The following is a 14,745-nucleotide window of genomic DNA, read 5'->3' on the forward strand; positions in this document are numbered from 1 at the left end:
GTTGTGATGCCCGGCAAAGAGGTAAAATTGAAGCAAACCTCTTGACCGGAGCGAATTCCCTGTCCATGTCGGAGGGCCGGTATTCATGTTGCAGTGCGTGTTGCGCCTGCTTCTTCGCCGGATCGACATCTTTTTTAGAGAATCATCATGAATGTTGTAGTGGTGGAATCGCCTGCCAAGGCCAAGACGATCAATAAGTATCTGGGTCCAGGATACAAAGTGCTCGCCTCTTTCGGCCATGTGCGCGATCTGCCTGCCAAGGACGGCTCCGTTCTTCCGGATCAGGATTTCGAAATGCTGTGGGAGGTGGATGGCGCCTCTTCCAAGCGCATGAAGGATATTGCCGATGCGGTGAAATCCTCCGATGCCCTGTTTCTTGCAACCGACCCTGATCGCGAAGGTGAGGCTATCTCCTGGCATGTGCTGGACCTTCTGAACAAGAAGCGGGTCATCAACGGCAAGCCGGTCAAGCGCGTCGTCTTCAACGCCATTACCAAGAAGGCCGTGCTCGATGCGATGGCCGATCCGCGCGATATCGATGTTCCGCTGGTCGATGCCTATCTGGCACGCCGCGCACTCGACTATCTTGTCGGCTTCAACCTCTCGCCGGTTCTGTGGCGCAAGCTGCCCGGCGCACGTTCGGCCGGCCGCGTGCAGTCTGTCGCTCTGCGCCTTGTCTGCGACCGTGAGTCCGAGATCGAACGTTTCATCTCGGAGGAATACTGGAATCTTTCGGCGCTCCTGAAGACGCCGCGCGGAGACGAGTTCGAAGCAAGGCTCGTTGCCGCCAATGGCAAGCGGCTGCAGCCGCGCTCGATCGGCAACGGCGAGGAGGCCGGCAAGCTGAAAGCGCTGCTGGAAGGCGCCAGCTATATCGTCGAAAGCGTCGAGGCAAAGCCCGTCAAGCGTAATCCGGCACCGCCGTTTACGACTTCGACGCTGCAGCAGGCCGCCTCTTCCAAGCTCGGCTTCTCGGCTTCGCGCACCATGCAGATTGCGCAGAAGCTTTACGAGGGCGTGGACATTGGCGGCGAGACCGTCGGTCTGATCACCTATATGCGTACAGACGGCGTGCAGATGGCGCCGGAAGCGATCGACGCGGCGCGAAGCGCCATCGGTGAACAGTTCGGCAACCGCTACCTGCCGGAAAAGGCACGTTTCTACTCGACCAAGGCGAAGAACGCCCAGGAGGCGCACGAAGCGATCCGCCCGACCGACTTCAACCGTTCGCCGGATCGCGTCCGCAAGTTCCTGGATGCCGACCAGATCCGTCTCTACGACCTGATCTGGAAGCGCGGCATTGCCAGCCAGATGGCATCGGCCGAAATCGAGCGTACGACAGCTGAAATCATTGCCGACAACAACGGCCAGAAGGCCGGCCTGCGCGCCGTCGGGTCCGTCATCCGCTTCGACGGCTTCATCGCCGCCTATACCGACCAGAAGGAAGATGGCGAGCAGAGCGACGACGCAGATGACGAGGATGGCCGCCTGCCGGAGATCAATGCACGCGAAAATCTCGCCAAGCAGAAAATCAACTCGACACAGCACTTTACCGAGCCGCCGCCGCGTTACTCCGAAGCCTCGCTCATCAAGAAGATGGAAGAGCTCGGCATCGGTCGCCCATCCACCTATGCCGCAACGCTCGCGACCTTGCGCGACCGCGACTATGTGACGATCGACAAGCGCAAGCTGATCCCGCAGGCGAAGGGGCGTCTCGTCACCGCCTTCCTCGAAAGCTTCTTCACCAAGTATGTCGAATATGACTTCACGGCGGACCTCGAGGAGAAGCTCGACCGGATCTCCGCCGGGGAACTGAACTGGAAGCAGGTTCTTCGCGATTTCTGGAAGGATTTCTTCTCGCAGATCGAAGACACCAAGGAACTGCGCGTCACCAATGTTCTGGATTCGCTCAACGAAGCCCTGGCGCCGCTGGTCTTCCCGAAGCGCGAAGACGGCAGTGATCCGCGTATCTGCCAGGTCTGCGGTACCGGCAACCTGTCGCTGAAACTCGGCAAGTACGGCGCCTTCGTCGGCTGCTCGAACTATCCGGAATGCAATTACACCCGCCAGCTTTCCTCCGAAAATGGCGGCGAGGCCGAAGGCGCGGCGCTGAATGAACCCAAGAACCTCGGCACTGACCCGACCACCGGCGAAGAACTGACGCTGCGTTCGGGCCGTTTCGGCCCCTATATCCAGCGTGGCGATGGCAAGGATGCCAAGCGCTCGTCGCTCCCCAAGGGCTGGAAGCCGGAAGATATCGACTACGAGAAGGCGATGGCGCTGATATCGCTGCCGCGTGATATCGGTAAACATCCGGAAACCGGCAAGATGATCTCTTCCGGGCTCGGCCGCTACGGACCGTTCCTGCTGCATGACGGCACCTACGCCAATCTGGAAAGCATCGAGGATGTCTTCTCGGTCGGCCTCAACCGCGCCGTGACGCTGATTGCCGAAAAGCAGGCCAAAGCGCCGGGCGGAGGCCGCGGCACTCCGGCGGCACTGAAGGAACTGGGCGATCATCCTGACGGTGGTGCGATCACCGTTCGCGACGGACGCTACGGCCCCTATGTCAACTGGGGCAAGGTCAATGCGACGCTGCCGAAGGGCAAGGATCCGCAGGCCATTACCGTCGAGGAAGCGCTGGCTCTGATTGCGGAAAAGGCCGGCAAGGCTCCCGCAGGCAAGACCAAGGCCAAAACAGCTGCGAAGGCTAAGCCAGCCGCGAAGCCGAAGGCCGCGGCGGCCGAAGCAAAGACGACAAAGACTGCCGCAAAGCCGAAAGCAACCAAGGCAAAGGCAGCGGCGAAAACGAAAAAGAGCTGAGAGTGGCGAGAGAACCGCGCGAGACTACGAGAGCCATGGGCAAGCGCCCGGGAAAATTCGGACGCGCGAGCAAGGAACCTGCGCCTGAGCCGCTGAACATTGTGCACGGCATCCTGCCGCCGCGAGACGTCATCCTGCGTTTCATCGCCGAGCATCCGCAGAAAGCCTCCAAGCGCGAGCTCGCGAAGGCCTTCGGGCTGAAGGGCGAAAGCCGCGTCGAGCTCAAGCGCCTGCTGCAGGAGCTGGAGCAGGAAGGCATGCTGCAGAAGACGCGCAAGTCGCTGATCCGGCCGGGTGCGCTGCCACCCGTCACCGTGCTCGACATCACCACGCGCGACAAGGATGGCGAGCTGATCGGCCGCCCGGCCGAGTGGCCGGAAGACCAGGGTGTGGCGCCAGCCGTTGCCATTCGCCAGCAATCGCCGGCGGGCCGTCAGGGCAAGAGCAAGGCACCGGTTGCCGGCATGGGTGACCGCATCCTTGCCAAGATATTCCCGGCAGTCGATCGTGGCGGCCCGGCCTATACCGCACGCATCATCAAGGTGATCGACAAGCGTCGGGGCGCCACCATGGGTGTCTTCAAGGACGCGCCGGGTGGTGCCGGACGCCTTCTGCCGATCGACCGGCGCGGCGAGGAAATGGTTATCGACCCCGACTACAAGGGCGATGCCAAGGACGGCGATCTCGTCGAGGTGGAAGTTGCGCGTCTCGGCCGCTTCGGCCTGGCTCGTGCCAAGGTGCTTTCTGTCATCGGCTCCGTCGGTTCGGAAAAGGCGATCTCGATGATCGCAATCCACGCGCACGGCATTCCGCATGTCTTCCCGCCGGCCGCCGTCGCAGAGGCGGATGACGCCAAGCCCGCCACGATGTCACATCGGGAAGACTGGCGTGACCTGCCGCTGATCACCATCGACCCGGCCGATGCCAAGGACCATGACGACGCCGTCTATGCCGAGGATGATCCATCGGAAGACAATGCGGGCGGCGTCATCGTCACGGTCGCGATTGCCGATGTCTCCTGGTATGTGCGGCCGAATTCGCCGCTCGACAGGGAAGCGTTGAAGCGGGGCAACTCCGTCTATTTTCCGGATCGGGTCGTGCCGATGCTGCCGGAACGAATTTCCAACGATCTCTGCTCGCTGAAGGAAGGCGTGGACCGCCCTGCCCTTGCCGTGCGCATGGTCTTCTCGAAGGACGGCCGCAAGATCGGCCATACCTTCCATCGCATCATGATGAAGAGTGCGGCGAAGCTCTCCTACCAGCAGGCACAGGCGGCAATCGACGGCAAGCCCGACGACAAGACCGGGCCGATGCTTGAGCCGATCCTCAAGCCACTCTGGCACGCCTACGAGACGATGAAGCGCGGCCGCGAACGTCGACAGCCGCTTGAGCTCGACATGCCCGAGCGCAAGATCCTGCTGAAGCCCGATGGTACCGTCGACCGGGTCCACGTGCCGCCTCGTCTCGACGCACACAAGCTGATCGAAGAGATGATGATCCAGGCGAACGTCTCGGCTGCAGAGACGCTGGAGAAAAAGCGCCAGCCGCTGATCTACCGCATCCACGATGGGCCGACGCTTGCCAAGCAGGAAGTGCTGCGCGAATTCCTCGCCACGCTCGGCATATCACTTGCCAAGGGCGGCAACATGCGCGCCAACAACTTCAACGGCATCCTCGCCAAGGCAGATGGCACGCCGCACCAGACCATGGTCAACGAAATGGTGCTGCGCTCGCAGAGTCAGGCCATCTACAGTCCCGAGAATATCGGCCACTTCGGCCTGAATCTGATGAAATACGCGCACTTCACCTCGCCGATCCGGCGCTATGCCGACCTTATCGTGCATCGCGCGCTGGTTGGCTCACTCGGCTTCGGCGAAGGCGGCATCACGCCGGAAGAGGAAGCGACGCTCGACGACATCGCCGCCGAAATCTCCACTTTCGAGCGCCGCGCCATGGCTGCCGAACGCGAGACCGTCGATCGCCTCATCGCTCATCACCTTGCCGGACGTGTCGGCCAGGAATTTGAGGGGCGCGTTTCAGGCGTTACCAAGTCAGGCCTGTTTATCCTGCTTCCGGACTATGGTGCGGACGGCTTCATCCCTATATCTACGCTCGGCACCGACTACTTCATCTATGACGAGGCACATCAGGCGTTATCAGGTGAAAAGACAGGTCTCGGCTATCGTCTCGGCGACGATGTGACCGTGCGCCTGGCCGAGGCGATCCCGCTTGCGGGCGCCCTGCGCTTCGAGATGCTGAGCGAAGGACGCAAGATGCCGACGGCTGTGCGCTCCTTCCACAAGGCAGGGAAACGCGATGCAAATCGCGCCCGCAAGAAGATCGGAACGCGTCCGCCGCGCGGGCGGCGCTAGTTCCGGAAAGGAAAGATCGTGAGCACACCGACAAACGAGGTCGTCCGCTATGGGGATACGCCCGATGTCGAGCGCCCGCTCGGACGCTCCATCATGCGCGGCCTGCTGAACCGCTGTCCGGCCTGCGGCAGCGGCAAACTGTTCCGCGCATTCCTCAAGCCGGTCGACCATTGCGCCGCCTGCGGCGAGGCAATGTATCACCAGCGCGCCGACGACCTGCCGCCCTATCTCGTCATCCTGGTGCTCGGCCACGTCGTCATTGGCGGCTTCATGCTGACTGACATGGTCTTCGTGCTGCCGGTCTGGGTGCATCTTGCCATCTGGGCACCGATCACCGTCATCACGGCGCTTGTCTCGATCCAGCCTATCAAGGGCGGCGTCATAGGCTTGCAGTGGGCGTTGAAGATGCATGGTTTCGGCGGCCATGACGATGAACCCGACGATTACGACACGCCCGGCCGCCAAGCTTGAACACCTTCACCTTCCAGACATATTTCGCGTGTAGTGGCAGCGGCCAGAGCGTCAAGGCTTGTAGCCGACTATCTGCAGAGGAAAGATACGCTCATCATTTCTTGTATGGGGAAAGCTTACACTCAAGAAATCGCCGGCGGATGCCAGAACTATTGTGAAACCCTGCCCGTCACTTGGATTTGGCATGCCTATGTCTTTCTATGTGGCACCAGACGGACGATTCGTCCGCATACTTCTCTAAGGATGGATAAATGTCTCAGCCGAGGAACGGCACACCGGGCGATGTCGAGGAAATCCATTGGCCTTCTCTGGTGGCAGCCGTCTCGTCCATCTCCGCCGTGGGCATCGCGATCGGCCTGGGACTTCCTCTGCTCAGCATCATCCTCGAAAAGCGCGGCATTTCCTCCACCCTCATCGGCCTCAATACCGCGATGGCCGGTATCGCGGCGATGGTAGCAGCGCCCATCACCACCAAGCTTGCCCACAAATACGGTGTAGCGCCGACAATGATGTGGGCGGTGCTGATCTCGGCGCTCAGCGCACTCGGTTTTTACTATGCGCAGGACTTCTGGATGTGGTTCCCGCTGCGCTTCGCCTTCCACGGCGCGACGACCACGCTTTTCATCCTCTCGGAATTCTGGATTAACGCCGCTTCACCGCCGTCCAAGCGCGGATTCGTGCTCGGCATCTATGCAACGGTCTTGTCCATCGGCTTTGCGGCGGGACCGCTGATCTTCTCGTTGCTCGGTAGTGACGGCATCCTTCCCTTCCTGGTCGGTGCCGGCGCGATCCTGCTTGCCGCCATCCCGATCTTCATCGCCCGCGATGAGAGCCCCGTTCTGGACGAGAAGCCGGAACTGCACTTCATGCGCTACGTCTTCCTGGTGCCAACCGCAACGGCCGCCGTCTTCATCTTCGGCGCGGTCGAGGCCGGCGGTCTCTCGCTCTTTCCGATCTTTGCGGTGCGCGCGCATTTCACCGAATCGCAAGCCGCCCTGCTTCTCACCATGATGGGTGTCGGCAATGTCATCTTCCAGATTCCGCTTGGCCTGCTTTCTGACCGCATAAAGGACAAGCGTCCCCTGCTGGCGCTGATGGCCCTGACCGGTTTCGTCGGCACGATGATGCTGCCGATCCTCGTCAACAACTGGCTTCTCATGGCCGGCATCCTGCTTTTCTGGGGCGGTTGCGTCTCCGGCCTCTACACTGTCGGACTCAGCCATCTCGGCTCGCGGTTGACAGGTTCGGACCTTGCGGCGGCTAATGCGGCCTTCGTTTTCTGTTATGCAGTCGGTACCGTTGCAGGCCCTCAGGTGATCGGCGCTGCAATCGACGTTGCCGGAAACAACGGTTTTGCCTATGCAATTGCCGGTTTCTTCGGGCTTTACGCCCTGCTCGCAGGCATAAGACTGCTTTTCCTCGGAAAGCGGGCTTGACTTTTCGGGCTAGATTCGTAGTTTCGCGCCAGAATTTGCCGTGGAGCCTATCCGGCTTTCCACGGCTTTCATTTTCTTAAAGGCAGGACGACCATGGCCAAGGCTACCACTATCAAGATCAAGCTTCTGTCGACGGCCGACACCGGTTTCTTCTACGTCACGACGAAGAACAGCCGTACGATGACGGACAAGATGACGAAGACCAAGTATGACCCGATCGCTAAGAAGCACGTCGAGTTCAAGGAAACCAAGATCAAGTAATCACTGATCTTACGGGTTTTGGAAAAGCGCGCGCCTTCGGGTGCGCGCTTTTTTTGTCCCGGGTTCGCCTGACATCGATGTTAGCGCAAACACGAAAAACGCCGCCCTTCCATCTTCGGGAAGTGACGGCGTTTTTTTCGAAAAGGGGGTCGGCCAGCATGCAAAACGGCACGAGGAACCGTTTAAGATTGCGTACCAGCCGACCGACCCCACGACCCAGGAGATGCGGCGGACCTGAGCATCATGGGGTATCGACAACTCCTCCACGGGAGCGTTTTTTGTTCTGAGCCGATGATTTGCTCAAAAACGAAAGAAAATCAACAAATTCTTAATGGTAAAATTTCCGAGTATGATTCTATGGTTAAAAGTCCAGTTTTGGAACGTGTAAAGAGGCACCCAATTCCGCTTTACCAAAAGGACAATATTTTAGCCTATCAAGAATATTAGAAATATATCTCAATAATACCACCGCCCCTCCCCTTACGTAAGGCGCCGGCGTTACGTTTTCTGAAATACGATTTACGGGAAGGGGTCATTCTGAAGGCAATTATAGTCCGCTCTTCTTGCGTCGTTCACGACCTCTAGCTTTTTGGATCAGCTGGCACGTGCTATCGAAAGAAACACGCTTTAAAGTCCATTTTTGGGCTAGCGGGTTGAAAAACCAACCTCTTCATTGCAGCCATCAACATTAAATATCCGTAAGGTCCAGCAGCTGCCGGTGGATAACCCAATGCGACGCATCTCGAAAAGCCGTGCCTTCAGGCGGCCGAGGCCACGACGCGGTTACGCCCGGTATTTTTCGCCTGATAGAGAGCAAGGTCCGCCTGCTTCATCAGCTGGTCGGGCGTTATGACTGAGGATATGCGCGAGGATATGCCGAAAGAGGCCGTAATATTCAGCGTTTCGCCTGAGGACTTCAACAGGAACGGGGTGCTTTCGATGGCCGCGCGCAGGCGCTCGGCAACGGCCGCGGCAACCTCCGGCGAGGTGTCGGGCATGACGACGACAAATTCCTCCCCGCCGTAACGGCAGGCGAGATCAGCGCCGCGGACGGTCGAGCGCACCCGGGTCGCGAATTCCTTCAGCACCTGATCGCCACCGTCATGGCCATAGGTATCGTTGACCTGTTTGAAGCGGTCGATATCGGTGATAAGCACCGAGAGGGGCCGGCCGCGCGCCATCGATCGATTGAAGAGCACATTGAGATGGTTGTCGAGATAACGGCGGTTGTTCAGGCCGGTCAACGGATCGGTGACGGCAAGTTCGATCGTCTGCTTGACGCTGGCGCGCAGGCGATCGTTGTAGCGCTTGCGGCGGAGCTGCGTCAGGCTGCGCGCGACCAGTTCGTTCGGATCAACAGGGCGCACAATATAGTCGTTGACGCCGAGATCGAGTGCCCGGATGACCATGTCGTCGGCGCCCTGTTCCGTGATGATCAGGATCGGCAGAAAACGGGTTCGTTCTAGCGACCGGAACTGCGAGCAGAGCCGCAGCGGGTCGTAATCGTCGAAATTGGCGTTGACGATGACGAGTTCGAAGCCGTTCTCGGCGGCTTCGAAAAGAGCGGCCTGCGGATCGGAAAGGGCAACCACATCGGCAACAGGCTTCAGCGTCTTGATGATACGCTCCTGCGAGTTGGCACGGCCATCGACCAGCAACACCTGTCCCACCTCCTCGGTGCGTCCGTCGCCGATGCGCATCAACTCATCCATGCCCATCGTATGGGCGGTCTCGGCGCGCACGCGCAGTTCGTCGCTCAGCGTCTTCAGGCGCAGCAGGCTTTTTACGCGGGAAATCAGTTGCAGATCGTTGACGGGCTTCGTCAGGAAGTCATCGGCGCCAGCTTTGAGGCCACGCACCCGGTCGGCAGGCTGGTCGAGCGCGGTGACCATGACGACGGGAATATGGTTGGTCTTCGGATTGGCTTTCAGCCGCTCGCAGACTTCGAACCCATCAATGCCAGGCATCATGATGTCGAGCAGGATGAGATCGACCTGATTGCGATCGCAAATCGCCAGTGCCTCGTGGCCGTCGGCAGCTGTCAACACGTCGAAATATTCGGCGAGCAACCGCGCTTCGAGCAGCTTCACATTTGCCGGAATATCATCAACAACCAGTATTCGCGCAGTCATGAATCTTTTCCGATGCCTCAGGCGTCGCCCAAATAAGTCTTGATCGTCTCAATAAATTTCGGAACGGAGATCGGCTTGGAGACATAGGCTTCGCAACCGCCCTGTCTGATCCGCTCCTCGTCGCCCTTCATGGCAAAGGCAGTGACGGCGATGACCGGGATCACATGCAGGTCGTCGTCTTCCTTCAGCCACTTGGTGACTTCGAGGCCGGAAACTTCCGGAAGCTGAATGTCCATCAGAATAAGATCGGGCCGATGTTTGCGCGCAAGATCAAGCGCTTCCATGCCATTGCGGGTCTGGATCGTGGTATAACCCGAGGCCTCGATAAGGTCTCGAAAGAGCTTCATGTTGAGCTCGTTATCTTCTACAATCATCACCTGTTTGGGCATGATCAGCTGTCCCTACGTCCGCTCTTGAAGCCAAATGTCCACGATAAAGACATTAGCTGACAAATGGCTCCATGAAACCGATAGTGCAAGCTACCGGTATTTGGTTGAAGAAAAGGTAACTCGACCACCGCAATGCAAAGCAATTTCAAGACTTCGAAACAACTTGCGGCGACAGCCGATCCGCAAGAAACGGCCATCGCCGTCCTTGGCTGGCTTGCAAACGACCCGGATCTCTTCGGTCGCTTCCTGGCATTGACAGGTGTCGAGCCGCAGCAAGTGCGCAACGCGATCAACGACCCCGGCTTCCTTGCCGGCATGCTCGATTTCCTCATGAACCATGAGCCGACGGCGGTCGCCTTCTGCGAGGCGACGAACACGACGCCGGAAGCGTTGACCGCGGCATGGCGCCACTTCTCGCCGCCCGGCCTCGACTCCGGGGAATACTGATCGTGAGCGCCGAACTCGACATTTCGCACATCCGCCTTGGCGACAGGCCGCTCATCGTCTGCGATGTCGATGATGTGGTGCTGCAATTTATCGATCCTTTTCAGCTCTACCTCAAAAGTCTCGGCCACGAATTCCTGCCGCGCTCCTTCCGCCTTCACGGCAACATCGTGTCGCTGGCGGATGGGCTCGCGCTTGACGATCAGCATGTCAGCCGGCTGATCCTTGATTTCTTCGAGGCCCAGGAAAGCTGGCAGACGCCTGTCGACCCGGTCGTTTCGACGCTCGAACGCCTGTCTGACGATGCCGACGTCCTGTTCCTCACCGCGATGCCGCCGCAGTTTTCCGCCCATCGCCGCCGCCTCCTCGACAGCACCGGCCTCACCTTCCCGCTGCTTGCCAGCGAACAGCCGAAGGGACCGATCGTGCAGGCGCTGCATGGCGGCCGCGACCTTCCCGTCGTGTTCATCGACGATATGGCGCGCAACCTGCATTCCGTGAAGGAGCACGTGGCAGATTGCCTGCTCATCCATCTCATGCCGGATTCGCCCGTTCACCGCTTCGCGCCGGCGGCCGCCGCCGATATCGCGCGAGCAAGAGACTGGACGCATGCCACCGAACTCATCAGCCAACATCTTACAGCGCACACGATCAGGCGTGCAAATCCAGCCGCATGAGCGGCCGGCCGTCCTTGCGCCGTGCAATCGTCTCGAAACCGGCTCTGTCGAAAATCGCCGTCGAGCCGATACAGAGTGTGACCGATTTCGACTGTTTCACCTGGTCGATCGGACAGGCTTCCAGCAATCGCGCACCCTGGCTTCGGGCGTAGTCGACGGCGCCGGCGAGCAGTCTGTGGCTCAAGCCTTTGCCGCGCAGTTTCGGCAGCAGGAAAAAGCAACTGACCGCCCAGATCGAGGGATCATGTGCATCACCCTCCTCCAACGGCCACGAGACCGTTCGTGGTGAATTGAACTGCGGCACGTCGTGGCGCGGCCCCACCTGCACCCAGGCTATCGGCTCACCCTCCGCATAACAGAGAATACCCGGCGGCGGTCCGGCCGAAATGCGCTCCTGCATGTGGGCCTTGCGCTCCGAAGGTTCCATCTTCGTGCGGACAGCATGTGGAAGGCGCAGCGCCACGCACCAGCAATTGTAGAACGCGCCCTGCGGGCCGAACAGGGTTTCGAAGTCTCCCCAGCGGCCGGCCGTGACAGGTTCGAAACGAAGATCGATATCCACGGCCAAGCTTTCCTCCCACTCTTGAGACTCAAGAGCTTAGGGCGTAGTGTTGCAATGTTCAACCTTTGTTCCAGCCATGACGCCTGCATCTGACAAGACACCCGGCTTCTGTCGCGACTGCCTTGCCGAGCAGAAGGCAGACGTGCGCCGCTGCCATGTTTGCGGCAGCCCTCGCCTCGCGCGCCACAAGGAGCTTTATGACCTGACGCTCGCGCATATCGACTGCGACGCCTTTTACGCCGCCGTGGAAAAACGCGACAATCCGGAGCTTGCCGACAAGCCCGTGATCATCGGCGGCGGCAAACGTGGCGTCGTCTCCACCGCCTGTTACATTGCCCGCATCCACGGCGTCCGCTCCGCCATGCCGATGTTCAAGGCGCTGGAAGCCTGCCCGCAGGCAATCGTCATCCGCCCCGACATGGAAAAATATGTAAAGGTCGGGCGGCAGGTCCGCGCGCTGATGCAGGAGCTGACGCCGCTTGTGCAGCCACTCTCCATCGATGAGGCCTTCCTGGAACTCGGCGGCACCGAACGGCTGCACCACGATCCTCCGGCCCGCACGCTGGCGAAGTTCGCCCGCCGCATCGAGAAGGAGATCGGTATCACCGTCTCGGTCGGGCTGTCCTATTGCAAGTTCCTCGCCAAAGTCGCGTCCGACCTGCAGAAGCCGCGCGGCTTTTCGGTCATCGGGCGCGAAGAGGCCGTGGAGTTTCTGGCGCCTCGTCCCGTGACGACCATCTGGGGCGTCGGCAAGGCTTTTGCCGCAACACTCGAAGCCGACGGTATCCGAACGATCGGCCAGCTGCAGCAGATGGAAGAGAACGATCTGATGCGCCGCTACGGCAGCATCGGCCAGCGGCTTTCCCGCCTGTCGCGCGGCGTTGACGACCGCCAAGTGCATATCAACGATGCCGCCAAGAGCGTTTCGGCCGAAACCACCTTCTTCGACGATATCTCGCGTTATGACGATCTGGTGCCGATCCTGCGCAATCTCTCGGAAAAGGTCTCGTGGCGGCTGAAGAAGAACGACATTGCCGGCCAGACCGTGGTGCTGAAAATGAAGACTGCCGATTTCAAGTCACGCACCCGCAACCGCCGCCTCGAAGACCCGACGCAGCTGGCCGACAAGATCTTCCGCACCGGGCTCGACCTTCTGGAAAAGGAAACGGACGGCACGAAATTCCGTCTGATCGGCATCGGCGTCACCGACCTCGGTGATGCCGGCCGCGCTGACCCGCCCGATCTCATCGACCAGCAGTCCGGCCGGCGCGCGGCGGCGGAGGCGGCCATGGACAAGTTGCGCGACAAATTCGGCAAGGGCACGGTTGAAACCGGCTATACTTTCGGCGGCAAGGGGAACCGATAGGCTTTGTTTGACGCATATCGTCATCGCCCCCCCTCGCATGCATGGCACAACTGGCGTTAAGCCGGTACGGTCTCCATCTCTCGCAGTGCCGCATCGCGGTTTTTCACTGCCTGGGCATAGCCGGGCTCGGTCGCGACGGCCTGCTCGTAGCTTTCCAATGCCTCAGCGTGGCGCCCCAGGCGTCGCAGGACGTTGCCGCGATTGTTGAGGGCGATGGCATGGTGTGTATCAAGCGCAATCGCCCGGTCATAGCTTCTGAGAGCCTCTTCGAAATTCGAAAGCTGCGCGAGAATATTACCGCGATTGCAATAGGCCGAGGCGGAAGCCGGTCTCACGTCGATCGCCCTGTCGACGCAGACTTTGGCTTCGTTGAAAGCGCCTTTCTGCAACAGCAATAGCGCCAGATGCTGAAGGGCATCGAAGTGATCCGGCACGACGGCAATCACTTCGCGGTAGCCAGCCTCCGCTGTGGCAAGATTACCGGCACGGTGCCGTTCGGCAGCGGCGGTGAAATGGGCGGCAGGGTCGGCGATTGGCTTTGGCGGGTGCGTCGCCTCGATCTTCGCCAGCAAAGCGGCTGCCGGCCCATAGGCGTTGTCGGCGGCAAGAATCTGCCGGCAGCAGAGTTCGGCAGCATTCGGGTTGTCGTTTCTGAGGAAATACACTGCCTGATGCATGGCTAGATCGAGCGAGTGCGGATCGAGCCGGTCGCCGATATTTTGGCCCGAAAGCGTAGAGACCTGCAGCTTCTCGACGATGTGGTGCTCGGAACCGAAGAGATCCTTGTAGCCATAGTTGCCGGTACCGAGATCGTATATCCGGTATCCGTTCTCGATGCCCCAGCGCATATTGTAGCAATGGAGCATGAAGCCGGGGCTGATTGAGTGGCGAAAGCTCAGGTCACGGCTCCCGAGGAAGCACATCATCGACTTGCGATAGGGATCCAGGAACATGATGAAGGTAGCCACCGGCTTATCCCGGTGCCAGAGGATCGGCATGAAAACCGAACCGTCCTTGATACAGGCCGGCAACATATGCCGGCTGTTGTCGAGGATGAATTTGCCGTAGCGCGGCTGGCGTTCACCCCATTGGACGTTCCACATGTCGTAGAAGATGTCGAGGTCGCGCTCCATCGTTTCCGGGTTGACATGGGTAATGCGCAGCTCGTTTTCCGGTACGATCAGATCGCGCAGCGCCTTTCGCGCATTGCGCCGCGTCTTGGGGCCGATGCGCTCGTCCAGGAAGGTTTCGAAACTCTCGCCAAGCGGCACGTAGACATAGACATCATGATCGATGTTCTCACCGTCAGCCGTGATATGCGGCCTGCGTGGAACCTTACGCTTCGAGAATTCCGAGGCAGGAAAAGCCGCCAGAAAAGCCTTCAGCCTCTCGCTGGACACATAGACATCGTCGAGATCGAGATGTTTCCACTTGAATGTCATCAGGCAATCAGCGAAGGCGGCGAGTGCTGCCTCTGCATCGTCGGAGAATGTGAGAAGGCCGTTATAGCCGGCATAGGGGGTGCCCCCCAGCCGCACGATATTGCCGAGGCCCTGCCCTTCCTCGAAATCGACATGAAGTTGAATGGGCAGGAAAGCGACATAGCGGTCGTCCTCCTTCTGTCGCTTGGCGGCAAGAACGAACCATCGCGAGCGCTGCTCCAGCCACCGGACGATCCAGTGCCAGGACAGGAAATAATGCCCTTCCGGATCGGCGGCATAGACCTCGTTCCAATTATCCTTCAGGGCATGCAGATCATCGAACGCAGAAACAATATCGACATGCATTTCCAAGTCTCCCCCAAGACTTCCG

At 59.8% G+C, this 14,745-nt stretch carries 12 protein-coding genes; 8 read left to right on the forward strand and 4 right to left on the reverse strand.

The window, feature by feature from the left end:
- Positions 1 to 147: 147 nt before the first annotated feature.
- The 5 genes from topA (at position 148) to rpmG (ending at position 7,363) form a co-directional block, all read left to right on the forward strand.
- Positions 148 to 2,823, forward strand: a complete 2,676-nt coding sequence (gene topA / locus FHT93_RS30180; protein ID WP_113014071.1) for a type I DNA topoisomerase — start codon at positions 148 to 150, stop codon at positions 2,821 to 2,823.
- A 2-nt stretch (positions 2,824 to 2,825) separates the two neighbouring features.
- Positions 2,826 to 5,195 carry a ribonuclease R gene (gene rnr / locus FHT93_RS30185; protein ID WP_113014070.1) on the forward strand — a complete coding sequence of 790 codons (2,370 nt, stop codon included), beginning with the start codon at positions 2,826 to 2,828 and terminating at the stop codon, positions 5,193 to 5,195.
- Positions 5,196 to 5,213: 18 nt separating this feature from the next.
- On the forward strand, positions 5,214 to 5,666 hold the full coding sequence (locus FHT93_RS30190) for a DUF983 domain-containing protein (protein WP_112544519.1): 453 nt from the start codon (positions 5,214 to 5,216) through the stop codon (positions 5,664 to 5,666).
- 251 nt (positions 5,667 to 5,917) lie between these two features.
- On the forward strand, positions 5,918 to 7,102 hold the full coding sequence (locus FHT93_RS30195) for an MFS transporter (protein WP_112544521.1): 1,185 nt from the start codon (positions 5,918 to 5,920) through the stop codon (positions 7,100 to 7,102).
- 93 nt (positions 7,103 to 7,195) lie between these two features.
- Positions 7,196 to 7,363: a 50S ribosomal protein L33 gene (rpmG, locus tag FHT93_RS30200; RefSeq protein WP_003587245.1), complete on the forward strand. Its 168-nt coding sequence runs from the start codon at positions 7,196 to 7,198 to the stop codon at positions 7,361 to 7,363.
- A 758-nt stretch (positions 7,364 to 8,121) separates the two neighbouring features.
- Here the strand turns inward: rpmG and FHT93_RS30205 are convergent.
- Together FHT93_RS30205 and FHT93_RS30210 are read right to left on the reverse strand one after the other, a co-directional pair.
- Positions 8,122 to 9,495 (reverse strand): PleD family two-component system response regulator, encoded by a 1,374-nt coding sequence (locus FHT93_RS30205; protein ID WP_113014069.1) that lies wholly within the window; start codon positions 9,493 to 9,495, stop codon positions 8,122 to 8,124.
- A gap of 17 nt (positions 9,496 to 9,512) precedes the next feature.
- Positions 9,513 to 9,884 (reverse strand): response regulator, encoded by a 372-nt coding sequence (locus FHT93_RS30210; RefSeq protein ID WP_028754034.1) that lies wholly within the window; start codon positions 9,882 to 9,884, stop codon positions 9,513 to 9,515.
- A 132-nt stretch (positions 9,885 to 10,016) separates the two neighbouring features.
- On the opposite strand from FHT93_RS30210, the gene FHT93_RS30215 reads away from it, so the two are divergent.
- Entirely contained in the window at positions 10,017 to 10,331 is a 315-nt protein-coding gene (locus tag FHT93_RS30215; RefSeq protein WP_112544525.1) for a DUF3572 domain-containing protein, read from the forward strand.
- Positions 10,331 to 11,005 (forward strand): hypothetical protein, encoded by a 675-nt coding sequence (locus tag FHT93_RS30220; RefSeq protein WP_183851125.1) that lies wholly within the window; start codon positions 10,331 to 10,333, stop codon positions 11,003 to 11,005. Before FHT93_RS30215 ends, FHT93_RS30220 begins: the two co-directional genes overlap by 1 nt.
- On the opposite strand, the gene FHT93_RS30225 is transcribed toward FHT93_RS30220, so the two are convergent.
- Positions 10,980 to 11,567 carry a GNAT family N-acetyltransferase gene (locus tag FHT93_RS30225; protein ID WP_183850913.1) on the reverse strand — a complete coding sequence of 196 codons (588 nt, stop codon included), beginning with the start codon at positions 11,565 to 11,567 and terminating at the stop codon, positions 10,980 to 10,982. The two genes, FHT93_RS30220 and FHT93_RS30225, sit on opposite strands and share 26 nt — an antisense overlap.
- Before the next feature lie 76 nt (positions 11,568 to 11,643).
- On the opposite strand from FHT93_RS30225, the gene FHT93_RS30230 reads away from it, so the two are divergent.
- Positions 11,644 to 12,933, forward strand: coding sequence for a DNA polymerase IV (locus FHT93_RS30230; protein ID WP_183850915.1), 1,290 nt, complete (start codon positions 11,644 to 11,646; stop codon positions 12,931 to 12,933).
- 56 nt (positions 12,934 to 12,989) lie between these two features.
- Here FHT93_RS30230 and FHT93_RS30235 read toward each other — a convergent pair whose 3' ends face one another.
- A complete protein-coding gene (locus tag FHT93_RS30235) occupies positions 12,990 to 14,720 on the reverse strand; it encodes a GNAT family N-acetyltransferase (RefSeq protein ID WP_183850916.1) in 1,731 nt (576 codons plus the stop codon).
- Between the last annotated feature and the right edge of the window lie 25 nt (positions 14,721 to 14,745).

This window comes from Rhizobium sp. BK379 (assembly GCF_014193955.1).
In the GTDB taxonomy this organism is placed as follows: domain Bacteria; phylum Pseudomonadota; class Alphaproteobacteria; order Rhizobiales; family Rhizobiaceae; genus Rhizobium.